At 71.9% G+C, this 23,122-nt stretch carries 13 protein-coding genes and 1 tRNA gene; 10 read left to right on the plus strand and 4 right to left on the minus strand.

Features of this window, described 5'->3' with window-relative positions; all coding sequences use genetic code 11:
* Window positions 1-23: 23 nt before the first annotated feature.
* Window positions 24-248 carry a DUF3107 domain-containing protein gene (locus tag AC3RXY_RS10355; RefSeq protein ID WP_491510837.1) on the minus strand — a complete coding sequence of 75 codons (225 nt, stop codon included), beginning with the start codon at window positions 246-248 and terminating at the stop codon, window positions 24-26.
* A 226-nt stretch (window positions 249-474) separates the two neighbouring features.
* Here AC3RXY_RS10355 and AC3RXY_RS10360 point away from each other — a divergent pair, with 226 nt between their 5' ends.
* Both AC3RXY_RS10360 and AC3RXY_RS10365 read left to right on the plus strand, forming a co-directional pair.
* Window positions 475-3,714: an ATP-dependent helicase gene (locus AC3RXY_RS10360; RefSeq protein WP_491510838.1), complete on the plus strand. Its 3,240-nt coding sequence runs from the start codon at window positions 475-477 to the stop codon at window positions 3,712-3,714.
* A gap of 130 nt (window positions 3,715-3,844) precedes the next feature.
* Window positions 3,845-7,354 carry an ATP-dependent DNA helicase gene (locus tag AC3RXY_RS10365; protein WP_491510839.1) on the plus strand — a complete coding sequence of 1,170 codons (3,510 nt, stop codon included), beginning with the start codon at window positions 3,845-3,847 and terminating at the stop codon, window positions 7,352-7,354.
* Here AC3RXY_RS10365 and AC3RXY_RS10370 read toward each other — a convergent pair.
* A complete protein-coding gene (locus AC3RXY_RS10370; RefSeq protein ID WP_491510840.1) occupies window positions 7,300-8,610 on the minus strand; it encodes a phosphotransferase in 1,311 nt (436 codons plus the stop codon). The genes AC3RXY_RS10365 and AC3RXY_RS10370 overlap by 55 nt on opposite strands.
* Before the next feature lie 89 nt (window positions 8,611-8,699).
* Here AC3RXY_RS10370 and nudC point away from each other — a divergent pair, with 89 nt between their 5' ends.
* Together nudC and AC3RXY_RS10380 are read left to right on the plus strand one after the other, a co-directional pair.
* Window positions 8,700-9,632: an NAD(+) diphosphatase gene (nudC, locus tag AC3RXY_RS10375; protein ID WP_491510841.1), complete on the plus strand. Its 933-nt coding sequence runs from the start codon at window positions 8,700-8,702 to the stop codon at window positions 9,630-9,632.
* A complete protein-coding gene (locus AC3RXY_RS10380; RefSeq protein WP_491510842.1) occupies window positions 9,629-11,338 on the plus strand; it encodes an ATP-dependent helicase in 1,710 nt (569 codons plus the stop codon). Before nudC ends, AC3RXY_RS10380 begins: the two co-directional genes overlap by 4 nt.
* Before the next feature lie 818 nt (window positions 11,339-12,156).
* Here AC3RXY_RS10380 and AC3RXY_RS10385 read toward each other — a convergent pair.
* Window positions 12,157-13,575: a zinc-dependent metalloprotease gene (locus AC3RXY_RS10385; RefSeq protein ID WP_491510843.1), complete on the minus strand. Its 1,419-nt coding sequence runs from the start codon at window positions 13,573-13,575 to the stop codon at window positions 12,157-12,159.
* Between the two features lie 146 nt (window positions 13,576-13,721).
* On the opposite strand from AC3RXY_RS10385, the gene AC3RXY_RS10390 reads away from it, so the two are divergent.
* Together AC3RXY_RS10390 and AC3RXY_RS10395 are read left to right on the plus strand one after the other, a co-directional pair.
* Entirely contained in the window at window positions 13,722-14,945 is a 1,224-nt protein-coding gene (locus AC3RXY_RS10390; RefSeq protein WP_491510844.1) for a YlbL family protein, read from the plus strand.
* A 56-nt stretch (window positions 14,946-15,001) separates the two neighbouring features.
* Complete coding sequence (locus tag AC3RXY_RS10395; protein WP_491510845.1) at window positions 15,002-17,911, plus strand: UPF0182 family membrane protein; 2,910 nt, start codon at window positions 15,002-15,004, stop codon at window positions 17,909-17,911.
* A 96-nt stretch (window positions 17,912-18,007) separates the two neighbouring features.
* Here AC3RXY_RS10395 and AC3RXY_RS10400 read toward each other — a convergent pair.
* Window positions 18,008-18,078, minus strand: a tRNA-Met gene (locus tag AC3RXY_RS10400).
* 144 nt (window positions 18,079-18,222) lie between these two features.
* Between AC3RXY_RS10400 and AC3RXY_RS10405 the strand changes: the two genes are divergently transcribed.
* The 4 genes from AC3RXY_RS10405 to AC3RXY_RS10420 all read left to right on the plus strand — a co-directional run bounded on the left by AC3RXY_RS10405 (window position 18,223) and on the right by AC3RXY_RS10420 (window position 23,119).
* Window positions 18,223-19,545, plus strand: coding sequence for a M20/M25/M40 family metallo-hydrolase (locus AC3RXY_RS10405; protein ID WP_491510846.1), 1,323 nt, complete (start codon window positions 18,223-18,225; stop codon window positions 19,543-19,545).
* 189 nt (window positions 19,546-19,734) lie between these two features.
* Window positions 19,735-20,586: an LLM class oxidoreductase gene (locus AC3RXY_RS10410; protein ID WP_491510847.1), complete on the plus strand. Its 852-nt coding sequence runs from the start codon at window positions 19,735-19,737 to the stop codon at window positions 20,584-20,586.
* Complete coding sequence (locus AC3RXY_RS10415) at window positions 20,583-21,935, plus strand: LLM class flavin-dependent oxidoreductase (protein ID WP_491510848.1); 1,353 nt, start codon at window positions 20,583-20,585, stop codon at window positions 21,933-21,935. The genes AC3RXY_RS10410 and AC3RXY_RS10415 overlap by 4 nt, the downstream gene beginning before the upstream one ends.
* The gene (locus AC3RXY_RS10420; RefSeq protein ID WP_491510849.1) at window positions 21,932-23,119 is read left to right on the plus strand and encodes an acyl-CoA dehydrogenase family protein; all 1,188 of its coding nucleotides are present in this window, start codon (window positions 21,932-21,934) and stop codon (window positions 23,117-23,119) included. Before AC3RXY_RS10415 ends, AC3RXY_RS10420 begins: the two co-directional genes overlap by 4 nt.
* The last annotated feature ends 3 nt before the right edge of the window (window positions 23,120-23,122 follow it).

The following is a 23,122-nucleotide window of genomic DNA, read 5'->3' on the forward strand; positions in this document are numbered from 1 at the left end:
GCCCGGAGCCGGAGCCGGAGCCGTCAGGCGACGAAGCCGACGCGGCGGGACTCCTCGGTGCCGACCTCGACGTAGGCGAGGGTCGCGGTCGGGATGAGGTAGGTGTTGCCCTTCACGTCGGAGAGGGTCACGAGCTTCGATCCCTGCTCGAGGGCGTCGGCGACCTGCGCGCGCACGTCGTCGGCTGCGGCTCCGGTCTCGAAGCTCAGCTCGCGGCCGGTGTTGACGATGCCGATGCGGATCTCCACGGGATGCACTCCTTAGACGGAACGGGCTCGATGTCGAAGCAACTCTACCCGGGGCGGTCCGGCGTCCGGGGCGCGCTGGCACGGGGTTCGCTGTGGGCGTGACGGCGGAGGCCGGGCATCGGTCCGGCGCGCGCGAAGCCCCGGCAGCGTACGCGGGGGACCGGCACGCGGGGACCAGGGACGCCGGGGAGCGGGGATGTCGGAGGGCGGGGATAGCGTGGAGCGCATGAACCCGGATGCCGCCCTGGACGCCGCGCAGCGCGTCGTCGTCCAGGCGCCCGTCGCGGCCTCCGGCGTCGTGATCGGCGCGCCCGGAACGGGCAAGACCCGTACGCTCGTCGATCGCGTCGCGCGGCTCATCGGCGGCGGGCCCGCGAGCTCCGCGGCGCTGCGCCCCGAGGAGCTTCTGGTCCTGACCCCGAGCCGTCAGGCCGCGACGGTGCTGCGCGACCGCATCGGCGTGCGGATCGAGCGCGCCACGCCCGGTCCGCTCGCCCGATCGCTGGGGGCCTTCGCGTTCCAGATCGTGCGGGGCGCGATGGTGCGGGCGGGACACGAGCCGCCTGCCCTCCTCACCGGCGCGGATCAGGATCTCATCATCGCCGACCTCCTCGCGGGTGATGCGGAGGACGGTATCCGCTCGTGGCCAGAGGGGCTCGGGCCCGCCGTGCGCGCATCGACGGCTTTCCGCTCCGAGCTGCGCGCATTCCTCGCCGAGAGCACAGAGCTCGGCGTGAGCCTGGCCGAGCTCGCAGCCTCCGGCCGGCCGGCCTGGCGGGCGGCGGCCGACTTCCTGCAGGAGTATCGCCGCGTGATGTCGGGGATGCGCTCAGCGCACCGCGACATCCCCGATCTCCTCGCGGAGGCGTCCGCGGTGCTGCGCACGGCGGACGCAGCGGTGCTCGGTCCGCTCGCGCCGCTGCGCGCGGTGCTCATCGACGACGCGCAAGAGCTCACGCTGGGCGGCGTGCGGCTCGTGGAGGCGCTGCGTGAACGCGGGGTCGCCGTGCTCGCGTTCGGCGACCCCGACATCTCCTCCGGGGCCTTCCGGGGGGCGAGCCCGCAGCTGTTCGCGCGGCTCGCGGGCGTGCTCGGCGATGTGCACGTGCTCGACAGGCCGCATCGTCAGCGACCGGCTCTGACCGCCCTCACCCGCACCGTCACGCAGGCGATCGGCGTGGCGGGTCGCGTCGACCACCGGCGCGCGCCCGACGCGCTGGCGGGACTCGACGGCGTGACGGCGATGCACGCCTCGGCGCCGCACACGGAGGCGGATCGCATCGCAGCGGTGCTGCGCGAGTGGCACCTGAGCGACGGCATCCCGTGGCACGAGATGGCGGTGATCGCGCACGACACCCGCCAGATCGTGGCGCTCGAGGCCGAGCTCGCGGCTCGCGAGGTGCCGACGCGGGCCGCGGGCGTGCAGCGTCCCCTGGGCAGCGAGCCCATCGTGCGCGACGTCGTCGGGATCGTGCGACTCGCGCTGCAGGAACCAGAGGAGCGTGAGGTCGAGCCGCTCGCCGAGGCTCTCACGTCGCCCTTCGGCGGGCTCGACGCGGTGGGGCTCCGGCGTCTTCGCGCGCGGCTGCGGCACCATGAGCTCGACGGCGGCGGTCGGCGCCCGGCGCGTGAGCTCCTGCGCGGGGCGATGGCCGAGCCTGCGCACCTGCTGCTGATCGATGCCCCGGAGGCCCGCGTCGCGCATCGCTTCGCCGAGACGCTCGCCCAGCTGCACGCAGCCGGCCGGGCTGGGGAGACCGTGCACGAACTGCTGTGGCGGGTGTGGGACAGAGCGCGCACGCTCGGCGGCGTCGCCCTGCAGACCGCCTGGCGGGAGGCGGCGGCGCAGCCGGGCGGCACCGAGATCGCCCGGTCGCTGGACAGCCTCGTCGCGCTGTTCGACGCCGCGAAGCGCTCGGTCGAGCGCGCGCCGCACGAAGGGCCGGGGCGCTTCATCCGCGACATCCTCGACAGCGAGGTCCCCGAGGACGCGCTGACATCGCCGGAGCGGCCTGGCCGCGTGGCTCTGATGACCCCCGCGACCGCCCTGGGGGCGGAGTTCGAGGCCGTCGTCATCGCCGGTGTGCAAGACGGCATCTGGCCCAACGTGCGCCTGCGCGGCGGCATGCTCGACACGTGGCGGCTGGCAGATACCGTCCTCGCGGCGCGCGAGGGTCGGCCGGCCGATGAACCGGCGGTGATCGATCGTCGCCGCGCCGCTCTCCACGACGAGCTCCGGCTGTTCGTGCGTGCACTGTCGCGCGCGCGGTCGCGGATCGTGGTGTCGGCCGTCTCGGACGACGACCACACGCCGAGTCCGTTCTTCTCCTTCCTGCCGCCGCCGCTGGACACCGCGGAGGACGAGGAACGCCATGCGCACCCGCTCACCCTGCGCGGGCTGGTGGCGCGGCATCGCCGCACACTGACGACATCAGGAGACGCCGGAGCGCGTGCCCATGCGGCGGGGCAGCTGCGCCTGCTCGCCGAGGCCGCCGTGCCCGGCGCGGCGCCAGACGAGTGGTATGGCGTCCGGCCGGTGTCCAGCGACGCACCGCTGCGTGATCTCGACGTCGAGGGCGTCCGCGTCTCGCCCTCCGCGATCGCCGGCTTCGATGCGTGCGGCCTCGAGTGGGCGATCGGGGCGCTCGGCGGCGACACGACCCGGCCCGCGGCGGCCGGCATCGGCACGATCATCCACGAGGCGATGGAGAAGGCGCCGGACGGCGACCCCGACACGATGGCGGCGGTCGTCGAGGAGCGATGGCCAGAGCTCGACTTCGAGGCCGAGTGGATCGACCGCAAGGAGCGCGCGCGTGCGGAGCTGTACGTCGAGCGGCTGCAGGCCTATCTGCGTGAGGTCGCACGGGACGGTGGTCGCGTGGTCGGAGCGGAGGCGGGTTTCCGCTTCGCGGTCGATCTCGCCGACCCCGACGCCCCCGTGCTTCGTCCCATCGACGGAGAGGAAGAGCGAGCAGGGCTGGCCCTGCTCGGCGGCACGATCGACCGGGTCGAGGTCTATCCCCTCGGCGGCGGGGAACACGGGGCGGCGCGCGGGCAGCGCTGGGATCCGATGGCGGAGGGCTCCGGGGGAGAGCGGGTCGTCGTCGTGGACCTCAAGACCGGACGCGGCGACCCCGAGACCGAGGCCGGCGTACGCGACCACGCGCAGCTCGCCGCGTACCAGATCGCCGTCGCTCAGGGACGCATCGAGGGGGCCGTCCCCGACGCACTCGTCGGAGCGCGTCTGGTGATCGTGTCGAAGACCGTGGGAAAGGCGGAGTACCGAGTGGCCCACCAGCACGTCCTGACAGAGACCGAACGGGAAGAGTTCCTGCGGCGTGTTGCCGACACGGCGCGCGGGATGGCAGCGGGGTCGTTCGTGGCGCAGGTCGAGACGCACTGCTCGGACACCCAGCGCCGGGTGAGCATCTGTCGCATCCACACGGTCCCGGCGGTGAGCTCATGAGCGGCGTCATCGACACGCGCTCGCCGCACGACCCGGCCTCGTGCTGCACCCGGTGCCCCGCCTTGCGCACCGCCGCGGCCGTCCGCCACGCGAAGCGCGGCGCCGTGCGCTCAGCCGGGCGGAGGATCGGATGACCGCCGCGACCTGGCCCCTGACGCCATTGTCGGCGCTGACGATTGCTGCCGCCCTCGGGCTGCCGACGCCGACCCCGGCCCAGCAGCGGGTGATCGAGGCGCCGCCCTCACCGGCCCTCGTCGTCGCAGGAGCGGGCAGCGGCAAGACCGAGACCATGTCGGGGCGCGTCGTGTGGCTCGTGGCGAACGGCCTCGTGCGCCCCGACGAGATCCTCGGCCTCACCTTCACCCGCAAGGCCGCCGGTGAGCTCGCCGAGCGCATCGCCGCGCGACTCGAGGCCATCGATGAGTTCGCGCGGCGCGGCCTGCTGCCGCACCTCGCCGAACTGGTCGCAACCGGGGCGCTCGACCGCATCCACGCCGCCGCCCCGGGCGCTCAGCGCGAGACCGTGCGACGCCAGGTGCTCGACGAGCAGGCGGCGCGCCTCGAGACCGGATGGGACCCGGCGACGCCGCGGGGCGCAGAGCACCTGCTGAACCGGCCACGCGTGTCGACCTACAACGCGTTCGCCGACGGCATCGTGCGCGAGCATGCCGCTCGGATCGGGCGCGACCCCGAGGCGGCGATGCTGTCGTCCGCCGCGTCGTGGCTCATCGCGCGCGGTGTCGTGGTGCGCGCGGACGTGCCGGGCCTCGAGGCCATCGACCGCGGCGTGAACGGACTCGTCGACACTGTGCAGCGCCTCGCCGCCGAGGCGCTCGATCACCGCGTCGATCTCGACGAGATGGACCGCCTTGCCCGCGACCAGGCCGCGGCCTTCGAACCCTACCGTGTGCGCAGCGGCGTCGACACGGCCGCGGCGAACCTCCTCGCACTCCCCGTGCTCACCCGGCTGGTGCGCGAGTACATCGCCGAGAAGGAGCGTCGCGGGGTGCTCGACTTCGCCGACCAGGTGGGCGGCGCCTTCGAGATCATCGAGACGGCCCCGGATGTGCGCGCGGAGCTGCGCGCCCAGCACCGTATCGTCCTCCTCGACGAGTATCAGGACACCTCGGTCGTGCAGACCCAGTTCCTCGCCGCCCTGTTCCAGGACGCCGCGGTCATGGCCGTCGGCGACCCGCACCAGTCGATCTACGGCTGGCGCGGCGCGAGCGCCGACAACCTCTACGGCTTCGGCCGCGCGTTCTCCTCGGCTGGTGAGGCTGAGACATACAGCCTCATGACGAGCTGGCGCAACGACGAGAGCATCCTCGCGGTCGCCAACCGCGTTCTCGCGCCGCTCCGGCGGCCGACGCTCGACGTCCCGCCGCTCGACGCGCGTCCCGGTGCGGGCCCGGGGCGGGTGGAGGTGCGCTTCCCGCGCACGGTCGACGAGGAGGCGGCCCAGGTCGCCGACTGGTTCACCGCGCAGCGCGGCGCCCACGAGCGCGAGCAGGCCAGGCGCGCGGCCACGGGGGAGGCGCCATCGAAAGCGCACACGGGCGCGATCCTGTTCCGTTCCAAGCACCACATGCCGTTGTTCGCCGAAGCGCTCGCCGAGCGCGGCATCCCGTACCGCATCCTGGGGCTCGGTGGACTGCTGTCGTCGCCCGAGGTGGTGGATGTCGTCTCGATGCTGCGGGTGATCCACGACCCCACGGCGGGCTCCGCGCTCATCCGGCTGCTCTCCGGGCCGCGGTTCTCGATCGGCGTCGCCGACCTCGCCGGGCTGCACCGCCTCGCCGTCGAGCTCGCACGTCGCGACGCCTCGCTCTCACCGCTCTCCGACGAGATGCGCGCCCGGCTGCGCTCCTCGCAGGGCGTCGACGAGGCGGTGTCGATCGTCGACGCGCTCGACTTCGTGCGCACAGCCCGCGACGACTACCGCCTCCTCGAGCCCATCAGTGCCGACGGTCGGCGCCGGATGCGGGAGGCCGGGGAGATCCTCGAACGCCTGCGCCGCGCTGCGGGCCTGCCGCTCATCGAACTGCTGCGGCTCATCGAGCTCGAGCTGCGGCTCGATATCGAGCTCGCCGCGAACGAGTCACGGGGGCCGGCGCGGTCGGCATCGGCGCAGCTGCGGGCCTTCACCGACGAGGTGCGGGCCTTCCTCAGCGCCGACGATCGCGGCACAGCGGGCAGTCTGCTGGCCTGGCTCGACAAGTCCGAGACCGCCGACGACCTCAAGCCCCGGACGGAGCCCCCCGAGCCCGGCGTGGTGCAGCTGCTCACGATCCACGGTTCCAAGGGGCTGGAATGGGACGCCGTCGCCGTCGTCCGTCTCGTCGAGGACGAATTGCCCGGCCGCGTCACCGATACATCCGGCTGGTTCGGCTTCGGCGTGGTGCCCTTCGCGCTGCGGGGCGACCGCGACGCGCTCCCGCGCTTCGCCTGGGACCCGGCGGCGGAGAAGGCAGTGGCCGGAGACGACCCCGCGAAACAGCACAGGGCCGCGCTCGATGCGCTGGCGGCCGGCATCACCCGCGCCTATCCGGCGGGCGGCGCGCTGAAGCGATTCCAGGACGCCTTCAAGGACTATCAGCTGCAGGAAGAACGCCGGCTGGCGTACGTGGCGGTGACCCGCGCACGCAGCGATCTGCTGCTGAGTGGTTCATTCTGGTCCGGACAGACCAAGCCGCGCGTGCCCAGCGCCTATCTGCGCGACGGGATCGAGGCTCTGGGGATGCCCGAGATCCCACCCCTGCCGGAAGACGACGACAACCCCTATGCCGGCGAGGGCGAGACCCTGTCGTGGCCGATGGATCCGCTGGGGCGTCGGCGCGGGGTGGTGATGCGCGCCGTCGCCGACGTACAGGAGGCGTTCGCGCAGGAGAGGCCGGCTCCGGAGCCGCGCCTCGAGCGTCTGCTGGCCGAGCGCGCCGAACGGATGCGGGGCTCGACCGGTGCGGCGCCGACGCGGCTTCCTGCTTCGCGTTTCAAAGACTGGGTCACCGACTACCGCGGCACGCTGCGTGAGCTCGACCGGCCGATGCCGGAGCGCCCCTACACCCAGACCCGCATCGGCACCCTCTTCCATGCCTGGGTGGAACATCGTTCCGGGCTGGTCGGGTCGGCGTCCGTCGCGGAGAGCGGACTGTGGGAGATCGACGACGACGCCCCCGTGACGGACGGCGCCTCCTCCGACACGACCGCATCGGATGCCGCAGCGCTCGACGTGCTCCAGGCGACCTTCGAACGCAGCGAGTGGGGGGCGCTCCGCCCGCTCGCCGTCGAGATCGAGATCGACTTCGCCTTCGGGGCCGCAGCAGACGGCGGTGCCGGAGGCGCAGGGCACATCGTCATCTGCAAGCTCGATGCGGTGTACCGGCGAGAGGACCGCGGCGGCCGCATCGAGATCGTCGACTGGAAGACCGGTCGAGCGCCGCGCACGGCAGAGGAGCGTGAGGAGCGCATGCTGCAGCTGGCCCTCTACCGGCTGGCCTACCATCGGCGCTTCGGGGTGCCGCTCGACGAGATCGACGTCGCGCTGTTCTACGTCGCCGACGATCTGGTCATCCGCGGCGACCGGGTCTACTCCGAGGCAGAGCTCGTCCAGCGCTGGATGGCGGCGCGCGCCGCCCGCTGAGCCTCTGCGTCGATCTCCTCGGCGTCCGAGGCAGGCCCGCCGGGCGGGGCAGCGGCTCCAGGCTCCTCTGTGGCCGTGTCGGCGACAGAGGTCGCAGCGCTCTCCGGGGATGCTGATGCCGGTTCCTCGGACGGGAACCGGGAGACAGCCGGATCGGCGTCCCCCTGGTCGGGCTCGACAGATGCGCTCCACAGCTCATGAGGGTTGTACGCATCCGTCTGCATCGATGTGTCGACGCCCTCGGGGATGTCGGGGATCCGCTCGGCCGCCGCGAGCGCGTCGTCGACCGCGTCATCGACCGCGGCGTCGTCCGGGCGGCGCCGCGGGATCAGATCGTCGTCGCGCACGCCCTCGGCCAGGGAGTCCAGGAGGGCCGCAGCGTCGTCGATGACATCCTGACGGCGCGTCTCGTCGCCGTGGACGAGCCACTGTGCGAATTCCAGCTCGGCGTGCAGACGTGCCCGCACGCCCAGCGCCGGGTCCGGTGTTCGCACCGAGGCCGCCGCATAGGACGCACGGACGTCGGCCGCAGCCTCCGGGGCGCTGCTCAGCCACGCGAGATCGGCGGCCGGGTCACCGATCGACAGGGCGTGCCAGCCGACGATCCCGGTGACCTCCGGGCCGCGCTCCGGGTCGTCGCGGAAAAGGAAGGACCGGTCATGCGCGCTGCCGAGGATCACGGTGGAGGCGAAGCGCCACAGCGTGTCGTCCTCCACGGCTTCGCGCCAGCGCACGGTGAGCCGTGCAGGCACGTGTCCGGTGGCCGCTGCGCGGTCGACAAGGCGGCGGATGTCGTCGCGCACCTGCGCGGCGGAGCGCTCAGACAGGCCGGCGCTGCGCACCACGGAGCCAGGCAGAGCGTGCAGGGCCGCGATCGCCTCGCCGATCGAGACGGCTGCTCCGCGTCCCGCGGGGATGTCGGCGTCATCGATCTGGAACCCGGGCAGGAACGTCGCCACCAGGGCCCGGTCCTCTCCGACGCGTGTCTCGCCGACGTACTCCGGCACGCCGAGTCCGAGCACGGCGCGCGCACCGTCGGTGAGGGCGCGCAGTGCCAGCCCCTCCGCACCCAGTTCGGCGGCGGCGTCATCGCTGGACGCGACGCGGATCACGAGCTCGCCGCCGTCGCGCAGCGTCACCACGGCGGAGTCGAAGCGAGCGTCGCCCCCGGCGGTGAGCTCGCGAGCGCCGGAGACATCAGCGCCGGGGCGGGCCGCTGTGACCGCCGCGGCTAGAGTGAGAACTGAGCGGGCCATGGTCTCCAGGTTATCCGCGCCGGGGTCGATCCCGGCCGATCCCTGCGGCGCTGCGTCCGACATGTTCTGCACCGGGAAGAGGGGATCCGATGAGCGCCGCACCGCAGGAGGACAGCAGCCGCGGCGCCGTCGGGCATCGTCCTGATGAACCGGGAACCATCGATCGCACGGCTCGTCTCCGCGATGAGGATGGATTGATCGACCGTCTCCGCGCTGATGCCGCGACCCGTGTCGTGGTCGTGCGCGGTGGTGCGGTGCCGGTGGTCGACGGGCGTGTCGCCGGGATCCCCGCCACCGAGATCGATCTCACCGGCCAGGGAACGGGGTGGGCGTTCCTGGGGACCCGCAGCGACGGCGCCCCTCTTCTGCTCGCTGCCCTGCCCGCAGACACCTGGTTCGGCTGGGAAGGCGACTGGGCGACGGTGCGCGACATCGACGAGCGGATGACGGGGGAGGATGCCGAGTTCCTCGTCGAGGCCGTCGCGCTCGCCGGCTGGCTCGCCGACGGCGCGCACTGCCCGCGCTGCGGTGCCCCTGCCGAGATCGCCCAGGCCGGCTGGTCGCGCCGGTGCAGCGCGTGCGGGCGCGATCACTTCCCCCGGACCGATCCGGCAGCGATCGTCGCGGTCGAGCACCCGGACGGCGATCGCCTGCTGCTGGGCGCCAACGCCAACTGGCAGGGCCGGATGTTCAGCTGCTTCGCCGGGTTCGTGGAAGCGGGAGAGTCGCTGGAGACCACCGTGCACCGCGAGCTCGAAGAGGAGGCGGGTATCCGCGTGCGCGATGTGCGTTACCGCGGATCGCAGCCGTGGCCCTACCCCCGGTCGCTCATGGTCGGCTTCCGCGTGGTCGCCGTCGATCCGGACGCAGCCCGTCCGGACGGCGAGGAGATCATCGACGTGCGCTGGTTCACGCGCGAGGACGTGCGTCGTGCCTACGCCGGTGAGGGCGACGTGCGCCTGCCCGGACCCCCCACGATCGCGCACTCCCTGATCTCGGACTGGCTCGAAGGGCGCGCGTGAGCGTCCTCGACGGACTCGACGAGCGGCAGCGGGCGGCAGCGGCCGTGCTGCGCGGACCGGTGGCGGTGCTGGCCGGAGCCGGTGCCGGCAAGACCCGGGTGATCACCCATCGCATCGCCCACGGCGTCGAGACGGGCGTGTACCGTGCCGAATGGGTGCTCGCGGTCACCTTTACCGCGAAAGCGGCCGGAGAGCTGCGGGGGCGCCTGCGAGCGCTCGGAGCGGCCGGTGTCGCGGCACGCACATTCCACGCCGCAGCCCTGGCGCAGCTCAACCACTTCTGGCCGACGCTCACCGGCGGTACGGCGCCGCGCATCATCGACAACAAGGTGCGGCTGCTGGCGCAGGCGGCGCAGGAGGCCGGCCATCGGTTCGAGACCGCGACGCTGCGCGATATCGCTGCGGCGATCGAGTGGCGCAAGGTGTCGATGCTGTCGATCACGGAGGGCGCGGTGCGGGGACCGCAGGTGACCGGTCTCGACGTGACGGCGCTCTCCGGCATTCAGGAGGCCTACGAACGCATCAAGGACGAGCGGCACCAGCTCGACTTCGAGGATGTGCTGCTGGCGTGTGCCGGGATGCTCGAAGCAGAACCGCGCGTGGCCGCGACGGTGCGGGAGCGGTACCGGCATTTCACGGTGGACGAGTACCAGGACGTCTCGCCCCTGCAGAACCATCTGCTCGAGCTCTGGCTGGGTGACCGGCGCGACCTGTGCGTCGTCGGTGACGCGTCCCAGACCATCTACTCGTTCGCGGGTGCCGACCAGCGATACCTGCTCGAGTTCGAGCGGCGCCACCCCGATGCGCGCGTGGTGCGGCTCGAGACCAGCTACCGTTCGCCTGCCCCGGTGCTGGCGGCCGCGAACGCGCTCATGAAGGGACGGCCGGGCGCTCTCGAGCTCATCCCCGCGCGTTCGGCGCCCAGCGCCGAACCCCCCACCGTCGCGCGATTCCCCTCGGACGCCGCTGAGGCCGCCGGGATCGCCCGGGCGGTGACCGCCCAGATCGACCAGGGGGCTGCGCCGAGCGAGATCGCCGTGCTGTATCGCTCCCACGCGCAGTCTGCCCTGATCCAGGCGGCCCTGGCCGACGCCGGGGTGCCGACGAGCGTGCTGGGCGGCACGCGCTTCTTCGACATGCCGGAGGTGCGTCAAGCGGTGCTGGCCCTTCGGGCCGCCGCTGTGGCGCCGGTCTCGACCGGGTTCCTCGCGACGGTCAGGGACGTGCTGCGCGGGGTGGGGTACACCGACGACGCTCCGCAGGCCGGGGGCGCGCAGCGCGACGGATGGGAAGCCCGACGGGCGATCCTCCGGCTCGCCGAAGATGCCGGACCCGGCGCGACACTGCGGTCCTTCGCGGATGAGCTGATGGCGCGCGCGAAGGATCAGCACGAGCCGGCGCTGGACACCGTGACGCTGTCGACCCTGCACGCCGCGAAGGGGCTCGAATGGCCCCATGTGCACCTCGCCGGCTGCTCAGAGGGCCTGCTGCCCATCTCCTATGCGACCGGCTTCGATGCGATCGACGAGGAGCGTCGTCTTGCCTACGTCGGCATCACGCGCGCCGCGCGCACCCTGTCGCTGACATGGTCGGAAGGGCGGCAGGGATCGTCCGGTCGTTCGCCGTCGCGGTTCCTGCGAGAGATCGGCACCGGCATCCTGCGTGGAACATCGCCGGCCGGAGATGTGAGCGGTCGTCCGGGCTGAGCCGCACGATGCCCGTGTCCGCCCCCGCTGTCTCCGCACAGCGCCGCAGCAGGTGTGCCGCGCTGTGCGCTGCCCGGGTGATGATCCGCAGGGGAGGACGCTCCGGCCCCCGGCCGATCAGCTGCGCGTGCAGTGCCGGCCAGGCGGGGTCGCGATCACGGTCATGCGCGTCGCGGCAGCTGAGGCACGGCGAAACGCCGGGCACGACGAGCGGTCCGACGCTCGCCCCGCCGGCGTCGAAGGCGATCGGCAGATGAGCGCGATCCGCGCGCAGGGAGGCGGCGAGGCCCCGCGCCGTCGCGACACCGGCGAACAGTGCGATGACGATGTCGGCCCTGGCCGTCTCTTCCAGCGCGACGCCCTCGTCGGTCAGGGCCTCGTGCATGCGCGATATCGTCGCCGCGGAGATTCCGTCCCGGGCGACGACCACCACCGAGGGGAGCGGAACCGGATCCGGCAGGAGCACGTCGGCGATGCGCGCGAGCAGGGCGTGGGCGGCGTCCCGCGGCGCCCCGCAGCGGAACGCCGCGAGGTCGAAGGCCGCCGTCCGCACACCGCTGTGCAGGGCCAGCAGCAGGCGTTCGGCCCACGGCTCGACGTCGTCGAGGGTCACCAGCGCCGGCATCCCGAACTGGAGGGTGGTCGCATCACGCCACAGGATCGGGTAGGTCGGGTCCAGCCGGAGCGTCCGCATGATCCGATTCTGCGGCGTGCCGTCCCCTCACGTCCGAGGGAACCGAGAGCTGTGGAGAACGCGGCTCGCGGTCCCGATGCGGGAAGAGCTCCCGGGTGCCGGTGCGTGGGCGCCGGCACCCGGGTCAGACCGGCTGCTCGCCGGCCTCGGGGCCGTCGTCCTCCGTCCCCGAGGTCGTGTCAGCGTCGGATGCCTCACCGGCGTCTGCGGAGAAGTCATCGCCGTCGAGCAGACGCGCGAGAGCCTCATCCATCTCATCGGGGGCGGGTTCCTCGCCGCGCAGCCGCGCCTGCAGCCGTGCGATGAGCGCGGCAGGGTCGTCGATGTCCTCCGCGGTGGGCATCATGTCGGGGTAGTCCCAGAGGCCGTCCCGGGCGGCGACGCCCACGGCGTCGGTGATCGCCCGCCACATCGCCGCGGCCTCGCGCAGTCGCTTCGGTCGCAGACGCAGTCCGACCAGGGCGCCCAGTGCGTCTTCCGCGGGGCCGCCCACCGCGCGGCGCCGGCGCGCCGCCTCGGCGATGCGGACGCCGTCCGGCAGGCGCGCTGTCGCCGCGGCCGTGACCACGTCGACCCAGCCGTCGATCATCGCCACGAGATTCTCCAGGCGTTCCAGCGCCTCCTTCTGAACCTCGGAGAGCACGGGGAGCAGCGCCCCGCCCTCGATCGCGGCGCGCAGCTCCTCCGGGTTCGAGGGGTCCAGGCGGCTGGCGACGTCTTCCAGTGCCTCGACGTCGACCGAGACCCCCCGGGCGAACTCGGTGATCTGCGTCATCACGTGCAGGTGCAGCCAGCGCGCGTGGCGGTAGAGGCGGGCGTAGGCCAGCTCGCGCACCGACAGGTACAGCGCGATCTGGTCTTCCGGGATCTCGAGTCCTTCTCCGAAGGCCGCGAGGTTCTGCGGCACGATCGCCGCCGTGCCCGGCGGGAGTACGGGGATGCCGACATCTCCGCCGGAGACCACCTCGCGCGAGAGCTCGCCGAGCACCCGGCCGAACTGCGCGGCGAACAACCCCGCCGCGAGGCCGCGCATCATCTGCCCCGCGCTCTGCATGATCGTGCGCATCTCTTCCGGCACCTGCTCATCGAGCGCGGTGGTGAGGGAGTCGGCGATCGAGGTCGAGACCGGCACGGCCAGCTCGCGCCACACCGGGAAGGTGCGTTCGACCCACTCCCCGCGGGTGAGCGGGGCCGGGGCGTCGGTGAGCTCGGAGATCACCGTGGCCTCGCCGAGCCACAGGTTCGCCAGCGTGAAGGCGTCCGCCAGCGAGGATCGCGACGCTGCCGGGATCTGCTGACCCTCCTGATTGGCGACATGCAGCGCCTGCGTGCGCGCGTTGCCCCAGGGGTCGCCGCCGAACGCGCCCTGGAGCTGCTGCAGGAGCGGGCCGAGCATCGCCGGATCGAAGGGAACGCCCTCACCCGCCCCGAACGGGTTGACGCCGTCGAAGGAGAAGCCGCCCTCGCCGTTCATCATGCGGCGCAGGAACTCGCGGAAGTCGTCGGGGCCCGGCGTGTTCTGCGGGTTGTCATCGTGGGACATGTGCACCCTCTCAGCGCTCGTAAAGCCGTCGAGTTCTACGCTAGTCACACCATCAGACGTTCCACCCGGAGCTGGGCGAACTTCCTGTACGCCGCTCGCGAACGTCTCCGCCCGCCGCCCGGCCGCGGGCGTCAGAAGGAGAGACCATGGCGACAGGCCCGTACCCCGGCGAGCCCCGCTTCGGCGAGCGGATCGTGGACGCACCGGGCGCCCCCGCCCCGGCGTCCCGCTCCGAGGCCCGTCGCGAGGCACGGCCGGGCGAGCCTCCGGCGCGCCCGCCCCGCAAGCGGAGCACCGTCATCGGGCTGTGGGCCGTCTCGATCGCGCTGATCGGTCTGGTGGTGCTGACCTTCCTCCCCACCCCCTATGTCATCCAGCAGCCGGGGCCCATCACCGACACCCTGGGCACGGTGAAGAACGCCGACGGCGAGTCCGTTCCGCTGTTCACCGTCGAAGGCGCCGAGACCTTTCCCACCTCCGGACAGCTCTACCTCACCACGGTCCAGCTCCTGGGGGATCGCGAGCACCGGCTCGCCTGGCCGCAGCTGATCGAGGCCTGGTTCAATCCGTCGCTCGCCGTGCTCCCGCTCGACAGCGTCTTCCCCGCCGGGGTCACGACGGAGCAGCGCAATCAGCAGAACGCCGTGCTCATGACCGACTCGCAGGGGGAGGCCACGGCCGCCGCGCTCACGCATCTCGGGTACGAGGTCGGTCTGCGCATGACGGTCGCAGGGCTCACCGACGATTCCCCGGCCGCGGGGCTCGTCGAGGTCGGGGACGTACTGGTGGCCGCCGACGGCGCCGCGATCACCGACGTTGGTGCATTGCGGGAGATCATCCAGGAGCGCCAGGGCGAGCCGGTGTCGCTCCAGCTCCGCCGGGGCGAGGAGGACGTGACGGTCGAGGTCGCTCCGGCACGGGGCGAGATCGACGGCGAGACGGCGTGGCTCATCGGAGTCTCCTTCGCGGCGTCGTTCGATCTTCCGGTCGATGTCGAGTTCCAGCTCGAGAACGTCGGCGGCCCGAGCGCCGGCATGATGTTCGCCCTCGCCATCGTCGACGTCCTCACGCCGGGCGAGCTCACCGGCGGAGCGTCGATCGCCGGAACCGGCACCATCGACGTCTCCGGAGACGTGGGCCCGATCGGCGGGATCCGGCAGAAGCTGTACGGCGCGCGCGACAACGGAGCGGACTACTTCCTCGCCCCCGCGGACAACTGCGACCAGGTGGTCGGGCACATCCCCGACGGGCTGCGCGTCATCCGCACGAGCTCGCTGGACGAGTCCCTCGAGGCCATCGGGGTGATCGCAGACGGTGGAGACATCAACGCGCTGCCGACCTGCGAGGCGGCCGCAGCAGCCACGCGCTGAGCGTCGTCGTCGCTGCCGTCCGCCGTGCGTTCAGCCGCGGCGTTTAGGATGGTCGGGTGACCACGACGACTTCAGCGCCGAATCCGGCCACGCCAGCACCCTCCCGACGCATCTTCGCGGTGACGATCGCGATCATCGCGGCTCTCATCGCGGCGTTCTTCGGCTTCGCCAACTTCTACACCGACTTCCTGTGGTTCGATCAACTCGGATTCTCCGAGGTGCTGACCACGCGCTGGTTCGCCACCGTGCTCATGTTCGTCATCGGCTTCCTCGCGATGGCCGCGCCGCTTTTCATCGCGCTGCAGCTGGCCTACCGGCTCCGCCCGGTCTATGTGCAGCTGAGCTCCCAGCTCGACCGCTATCAGGAGGTCGTCGAGCCGCTGCGCCGCCTCGCGATGTGGGGCATGCCGATCTTCTTCGGCATCTTCGCCGGCTTCGCCGCGGCCGGCAACTGGCAGACCGCCTGGCTCTGGGCGAACGGCGTGAGCACCGGGGTCACCGATCCCGAGTTCGGGTTGGACACCGGGTTCTACCTGTTCGCCATGCCGTTCTACTCGATGGTGCTCGCCTTCGCCTCCGCCGTGCTGCTGCTGTGCCTGATCGCCACGGCCCTCGTGTCGTACCTGTACGGCTCGGTCCGCGTCGGCCAGCGCGAGCTGCGCATCTCCAAGCCGGCACGCATCCAGCTCGCCGTCCTCGCGGGCCTCTACCTGCTCGTGCAGGCCGCCAGCCTGTGGCTGGATCGCTACCTCACCGTGATCGAGCCCAACGGCCGTATCACCGGCCCCGGCTATGCCGGCACCAATGCCGTGATCCCCGGAATGACCATCCTCGCCGTCATCGCCGCGCTCGTCGCTGTGCTGTTCTTCGTGACCGCGATCATCGGCCGCTGGCGCTACCCGCTGGTGGCGACCGCGCTCCTCGTCGCCGCGTCGCTCGTGGTCGGCATCGCCTACCCGTGGGCGGTCACCACCTTCCAGGTGCGTCCGAACGAGCAGGTGCTCGAGACGCCGTTCTATCAGCGCAACGTCGACGCGACCCGCGAGGCGTATGGCCTGTCGAACGTCGAGAAGGTGCCGTTCGAGGCGCGCACCGAGGCCGAGGCCGGTCAGCTGCGCGGAGACGCGGACACCACCGCATCCATCCGGCTCATGGACCCGGGCCTGATCAGCCCCACGGTGCAGCAGCTGCAGCAGTACCGCGGCTACTACCGGTTCACCCCCACGCTCGACGTCGACCGCTACGAGATCGACGGGGAGACCCAGGACATGATCGTCGCGATCCGCGAGCTCGATCTCAATGAGCTCGACGCCAGCGCGCGGTCGTGGGTGAACACCACGCTGGTCTACACCCACGGCTACGGCATGGTCGCGGCCAAGGGCAACGAGCGCACGAGCGAGGGCGAGCCGGTCTTCGTCGAGAGCGAGATCCCCTCGCGGGGTGTGTTCACCGACATGGACTACGAGCCGCGCGTGTACTTCGGCGAGGGCTCGCCCGAGTTCTCGATCGTCGGAGCCCCGGAGGGCACCGCGCCGATCGAGCTCGACTACCCCCGCGGTCAGGACGGCGAGAGCCAGACGAACTACACCTTCTCCGGCGACGGCGGGCCCAGCATCGGCAGCGTGTTCAACCGCGTCGTGTACGCCCTGAAGTTCCAGTCGGAGCAGATCCTGTTCTCCGACGACCTGAACGAGGACTCGCAGATCCTCTACGACCGCAACCCGCGCGACCGGGTGCAGAAGGTGGCGCCGTACCTGACGCTCGACAACGACCCGTACCCCAGCGTGGTCGACGGACGGATCGTGTGGATCGTCGACGGCTACACCACCAGCGCCACCTATCCGTACTCCAAGCAGGTGAGTCTGTCCCAGGCCATCAGCGACTCGACCAACCCGCGGCCGAATCTGCTGATCGATGAGATCAACTACATCCGCAACTCGGTCAAGGCCACGGTGGACGCCTATGACGGCAGCGTGACGCTGTACGCGTGGGACACCGAGGATCCGATCCTGCAGGCCTGGCAGAAGGTCTATCCGACCTCGCTCGAGCCGATCAGCGAGATGTCGGGCGACCTGATGAGCCACGTGCGGTATCCGACCGACCTGTTCAAGGTGCAGCGTGCGATGCTCGGCACCTATCACGTCGACCAGGCGCGCGCCTTCTACCAGCGTGACAACGCGTGGACCACCCCGAACGACCCGACCTCGGAGGCGCAGCTGCAGCCGCCGTACTACCTGTCGATGAAGATGCCAGGCCAGGACGAGGCGACCTTCTCGATGTTCTCGACGTTCATCCCCGACGGCGGCACGCGCAACGTGCTCATGGGCTATCTCGCGGTCGATGCGGATGCCGGCTCGACCTCCGGCGAGGTGCGCGAGGACTACGGCACGCTGCGCCTGCTGGAGATCTCCGCGGACACTACGGTGCCAGGACCGGGCCAGGTGCAGAACTCGTTCAACTCCGACACCGCCATCGCGCAGGAGATGAACGTGCTCCGGATCGGCGCATCGGACGTCAAGCTGGGCAACCTGCTGACCCTTCCGGTGGGTGGCGGTCTGCTGTATGTTCAGCCGGTCTACGTGCAGTCCACCGGTGGGACGTCCTACCCGCTGCTGCGCAAGGTGCTCGTGGCCTTCGGTGACCAGCTCGCCTTCGAGGACACCCTCGCCGGCGCCCTGGACACCCTGTTCGGCGGCGACTCCGGTGCGCCGACGGGCGATGACGACGTCGAGCCGGAGGAGCCGGGCAGTGAGCCGGCCGAGGGGGAGACGCCGGAGGGCGGGACGACCCCGGGCACCGGCGTCCCGGCCGACGTGACGCTGGACTCGCTGCTCAACGAGGCACGGCAGGCGATGACGGACAAGGACGCCGCGCTCAAGGCGGGCGACCTCGCCGCCTATGCCGCGGCGGACGAGCGTCTGACCGCCACGATCGAGAAGCTGCTGGCCCTGGACAGCGCTGGCTGATCCACCCAGCACCACAACAGGCGAACAGCACGAGAACAGGCAGTTTCTCGTGCTGTTCGCCTGTTTTGGTGCTGTTCGCCTGTTCTGGGGATCTCGACGCGACGGAGGGAATCGAACCCTCAGATCGGCGGGTATGGACCGCCTACCGAAGCCACTCGGGCGCCGCGATAGTCACAGCATAACGATCACGTAACGGCAGGGCCATCGTTGTTGCGATGCATGACCGCGCGTGACGCGGAGCGATGACGGCCCCGTTACGGGGTGTCTCGCCGGGGTGCGCTGCATGCGGGGATCGCGCCTATCGTGGCGCCATGACCTCCGCGACAGAGACCACCCGGCTCGAGGAGGAGGCGCTGGCGTTCGCCGCGGGCCTCATCCGCATCGACAGCGTGAACACCGCGGACCCCGCGACCATCGGCGACGGCGAGACCCGCGCGGCCCGGTACGTGCAGGAGCGGCTCGCCGACGCCGGCATCGGATCCGTCTTCGTCGAACCCGTCCCCGGCCGCGGGAGCGTTCTCGCCCGGCTTCCCGGGAGCGACCCTGCGGCGGGGGCGCTGGTGGTGCACGCCCATCTGGATGTGGTGCCGGTCGTGGAGGCGGACTGGACCCGCCCGCCCTTCGGGGGCGTGATCGAGGACGGCCACCTCTACGGGCGCGGCGCGGTGGACATGAAGGGCTTCGCCGGCGTGCTGCTCGCCGTCGCGCGCTGGTTCGCGCTGACGGGGGCGGTGCCCCGGCGTGATCTGATCCTCGCCTTCGTCGCCGACGAAGAGGCCGGGGGACAGTGGGGCGCGGGCTGGCTCGTGGCGAACCGCCCCGAGCTGTTCGCCGGCGCCACGCAAGCGCTCGGCGAGGTCGGCGGCTTCTCGGTGCCGCTCGGGAATCGCCGGGCCTATCTCTTCGCGACCGCGGAGAAGGGCGCCCTCGCCGCGTCGCTCGTTGCTCGCGGTGCCGCGGCGCATGGCTCGCGCCCGCGCCCGGATGACCCCGTCATCCGGCTGGCCAACGCGCTGGTACGGATCGGGGAGCACGCCTTCCCCGTCACGCGCGACGAGGCGACCGAAGCGTTGCTCGCCGCCTTCGCAGCGGCCACCGGACGCGCCTTCGAGGACGACGCACTGGCAGACGACCTCGCTGCGCTCGGATTTCCCGGTGAGCTGATCGGCGCATCGCTGCGCAGCACGGTCGCGCCCACGGTGCTCCGTGCCGGGCTCAAGGGCAATGTGATCCCCGGTGAGGCATCGGCGCTGCTGGACATCCGCGCGCTCCCTGGCGAGGAAGAGCAGGTGCGTGAGACCCTGCAGCGTCTCGCAGGCGCCGATGCCGTGATCGACTGGCTCGGCGGATCCCGTGCGATCGCCGCACCCGCGGGCACACGATTGCAGCGGGTCATCGCCGAGGAGGTCGCCGCCGAGGATCCCGACGGCACGGTCCTCCCGTACCGGCTGCCGGCATCGACCGACAACAAGCATTTCGCGCGCCTGGGGATCCACGGGTACGGGTTCACGCCGCTGCGCGTTCCGGCCGACTTCGATGTGTACGGGCAGTTCCACGCCGCCGACGAGCGCGTGCCCGTTGATGCCCTCCGGTTCAGCGCCCGTGTCACGGCGGGGATCCTCCGCCGCGCCTGATCCGGGGCGGCAGCCTCGCGGTAGCGCGAAACGCGAGGCCGGAGAGGCTGTCGTGTCTTCCATCGCAACGCCCGGTAACAGGGGGTAAGAGGAATTCCGGCCGCGCCCCGGCAGGCGCACGATGGGGTGGTCGGATGCGCGTCGGCACCCGGCCGGAGTCGATTCCGTTCGTTGGAGGAGGTTCGTCGCGTGCCATCCGCATCTCCGGGACTGGTCGTCCTGGCCCTGTCGGCGGCGGAGGGGCTCGCCCTCTCCGGCGCCCAGCCCGATCACCCGCTCGCGGCGTGGATCGAACGCGTCGACGCCGTGATCATCGGCCGGCCGGACGACGTCGTCTCCGGGGAGCAGCGCGGACCGGACCCGAGCGTTCTCGTCGCCGGTCTCGCCCGGCGCTTCCCCGGGGCCCGCTGGCTGGTGACGGCCTCCGTGGCACGTGACTACCCGTACAACCTGGCCCGGCGCATCGCGTCGCTCGCCGCGACGACCGGATCGCGATCGGGGGTGGCGCTCGCTCCCGCCCCGACGCTGCTGCCGACGACCCGCGCCGCCGCAGCGGAGGAGCTGATCTCTGACGCCGCTGTCGCGATGCGCGGGTTGTGGGAGTCCTGGCCGCAGGACTCCATCGTCGCCGATCGTGAGACCAAGGTCTTCGTCGACTCCGATCGGATCGTCCGCGTCGACCACGACGCCGTCTTCCAGGTCCGCGGCCCGCTGCAGGTTCCGGTCGACCCGGCGCAGCGTCCGCCGATCGCGGTGTGGTCGGATCGGGTGGTGCCCGGTGCTGATGTCGCACTCACCGCGGCAGGCACGGTGGTGTCGGCTGATGACGAGCGGATCGGGACGGTGTTCGCCGGGGCCACGGAGAGCAACCTCCGCGCCCTGCGGAAGACCGCGGCGGCCGAGCAGCGGAGCGGGGCGCGCGGTCGGGGTGACGCACGCCGGGGGACGGGTGGTATCCGTGGCGCGCTGGGTCTCCCCGCGGTCGTGTCCTCACTCCGAGACCCGGTTCGGGCATTCGCCGATCCGGTGGTGCTCCATTGAGCGCCCGTGCCGCAGCGCAGAGCGTGGCCGACGCGACGCTGCGCAGCGGCGTGCCCGCAGGGCGGGGACGTCGGCCCGGGGCGCGCGACCAGATGGTCCTCGGCGTGAACGTCCTCGGTCTCGGGCAGCGGCCAGCAGCGTGGCAGGCGCCCGGCCTCGCGGGGGACTCCTTCATCGACGCCGACTACTGGGCAGCGGTCGGGCGGGAGGCGGAACGGGGTGCGCTCGACGCGCTCTTCCTCGCCGACGCCCCCGCTCTCGCCGACCCGTCCGCGCGCCCCTCCGGTGCGCTGGAACCCACCGTGGCGCTCTCCGCGGTCGCCGCGGAGACGGAGCGTATCGGCCTCGTCGGCACGCTCACCTCGACCTACAACGACCCGGTGGAGCTGGCCGCGCGGGTGCTCACGCTCGATCACATCTCCGGCGGACGAGCGGGCTGGAACGTCGTGACCACCGCCGATCCCCAGGTGGGGGAGAACTTCGGCATCCGCTCCGGCCTGGACCGCGACACACGATACGCGCGCGCCCACGATGTCGTCACGACGGTGCGGACCCTCTGGGCCGGTGCGGGCGGCGACGCCGTGCCGATCCCGGCGGCGCTCGGCGGTGGTGGCGCGCGCCTGGCGCTGCCCCGCAGCCCCCAGGGTTCACCGGTCGTCGTGCAAGCCGGAGGCACCACCGCGGGCCGCCGGCTCGCGGCGCAGCACGCCGACGCGGTCTTCAGCGCTGAGATGACGCTGGAATCGGCGATCGAGCACTACGACCTCGTCAAGCGGTACGTCGGCGAGGCGGGACGCCGCGACGAGGAGCTCAGCGTGCTGCCGGGCTTCGCTCTCGTGATCGGGAGCACCGAAGCCGAGGCCGTTCGGCGTTACGACGCCTGGGAGGAGCTCGGGCCGGACGACTACACGCTGCGCCGCCTGTCGGGGATCCTCGGGTGCGACGCGGCGGCCTTCGCGCTGGACGCCGAGCTGCCCGCCGAGATCACCGAGGTGCCGGAGGATCCGGCCTCGTTCGCTGCGAGCCTGTCATTCCGCGCGACGACGGTGCGTTACGCACGGACCCATCGGCTCACCGTGCGCGCGTTGCTGCGGGCTTACGGCGGCTACGGGCATCCGATCATCGTCGGGACCCCCGAGCGCGTCGCCGACACGCTGGAGACCTGGTTCCGCGCGGGCGCGGCCGACGGGTTCAATCTCATGCCCGATGCGTTCCCCGCCGGGCTGACGACCGTCGTCGACGAAGTGCTGCCGCTGCTGCGCCGGCGCGGACTTTTCCGTGAGGACTACGAAGAACCCACTCTGCGAGGGCGCCTCGCGATCACGACAGCGGCGAGGAGAAGGTCATGACACACACTGTGCTCGAGACGGCTGAGGACGAGTTCACCCGGCTCGCCGAGCGGTTCCGACCGCTCTTCGCTGAGATCGCTGAGGGCGAGGCGCAGCGCGAGCGCGCCGGCGCCCACCCCCGTACCCAGCTGCAGCGCCTGATCGACGCGGGGTTCGCCGGTTTGCGCGTGCCGCGTGAGCTCGGCGGCGAGGACGCGCGACTGTCCACGGTGCTCCGGCTGATCGCCGAGCTCGCGACGGCCGACGTCAACCTCGCCCACATCTGGCGGAATCACCTCTCCTTCCTCGAGGACCGCCGGTACGATCGCGCCGATCCGCGATCCGACGCGTGGCTGGTCCGTCTCGCGGCCGGCGAGATCGTCGGCGGCGGGTGGAGCGAGCCGGGGCAGGCCGATGCCGCCGCTGCGGTGTCGACGACGCTGGTCCCGGACGGCGCCGGATGGCTGCTGCGCGGAACGAAGTACTATGCCACCGGCAGCGTCTACGCGCACTGGGCCACCGTGCTCGGCGTGCTCCCGGACGGGGCCCGCGTCGTCGCGCTGGTCGACACATCGTCGCCGGGCGTGCACGTCGGCGATGACTGGGACGGTTTCGGGCAGCGTCTCACGGGCAGCGGCGGCGTGGTCTACGACGACGTGCATGTCCCCGCCGATCGGGTGTTCCCCTATGCGACGCGTTACAGCTATCAGGCGCAGTTCTACCAGTCCGCTCTCAACGCGCTGCTGATCGGCATCGGTCACGCGATCGAGCGGGACGGGGTGGCTGCCCTGCGGGATCGCGTGCGTTCGCATCCGAACGCCACCGGGCCCACGCCGACGGCAGACCCGGAGTTGCTGGAGGTGATCGGAGGCATCTCCGCCGAGATCCACGCGGCGGACGCGATCTTCCGGCACTCCCTCGCGCTCACCGACGCGTTCATCGACAGGTCAGGGGCGGCGGGCGCCCCCGACGACGACGGGCTCGGGCACGAGAGCGTGATCGCCGTGGGACAGGCACAGCTGGCGGCGACCACGGCGGTGCTCGACGCGGCAACGCGGGTGTTCGACGCGCTCGGCTCATCTGGCACCAGTGCGCGCTACGCCCTCGATCGGCATTGGCGCAATGCGCGCACGCTCGCCTCGCACAACCCGCGGGTCTACGTGGCGCGGATCATCGGTGATGCCCTCGTCAACGGGCCGGTGTGATCG

The sequence above is a fragment of the Microbacterium longlingense genome, assembly GCF_058349825.2.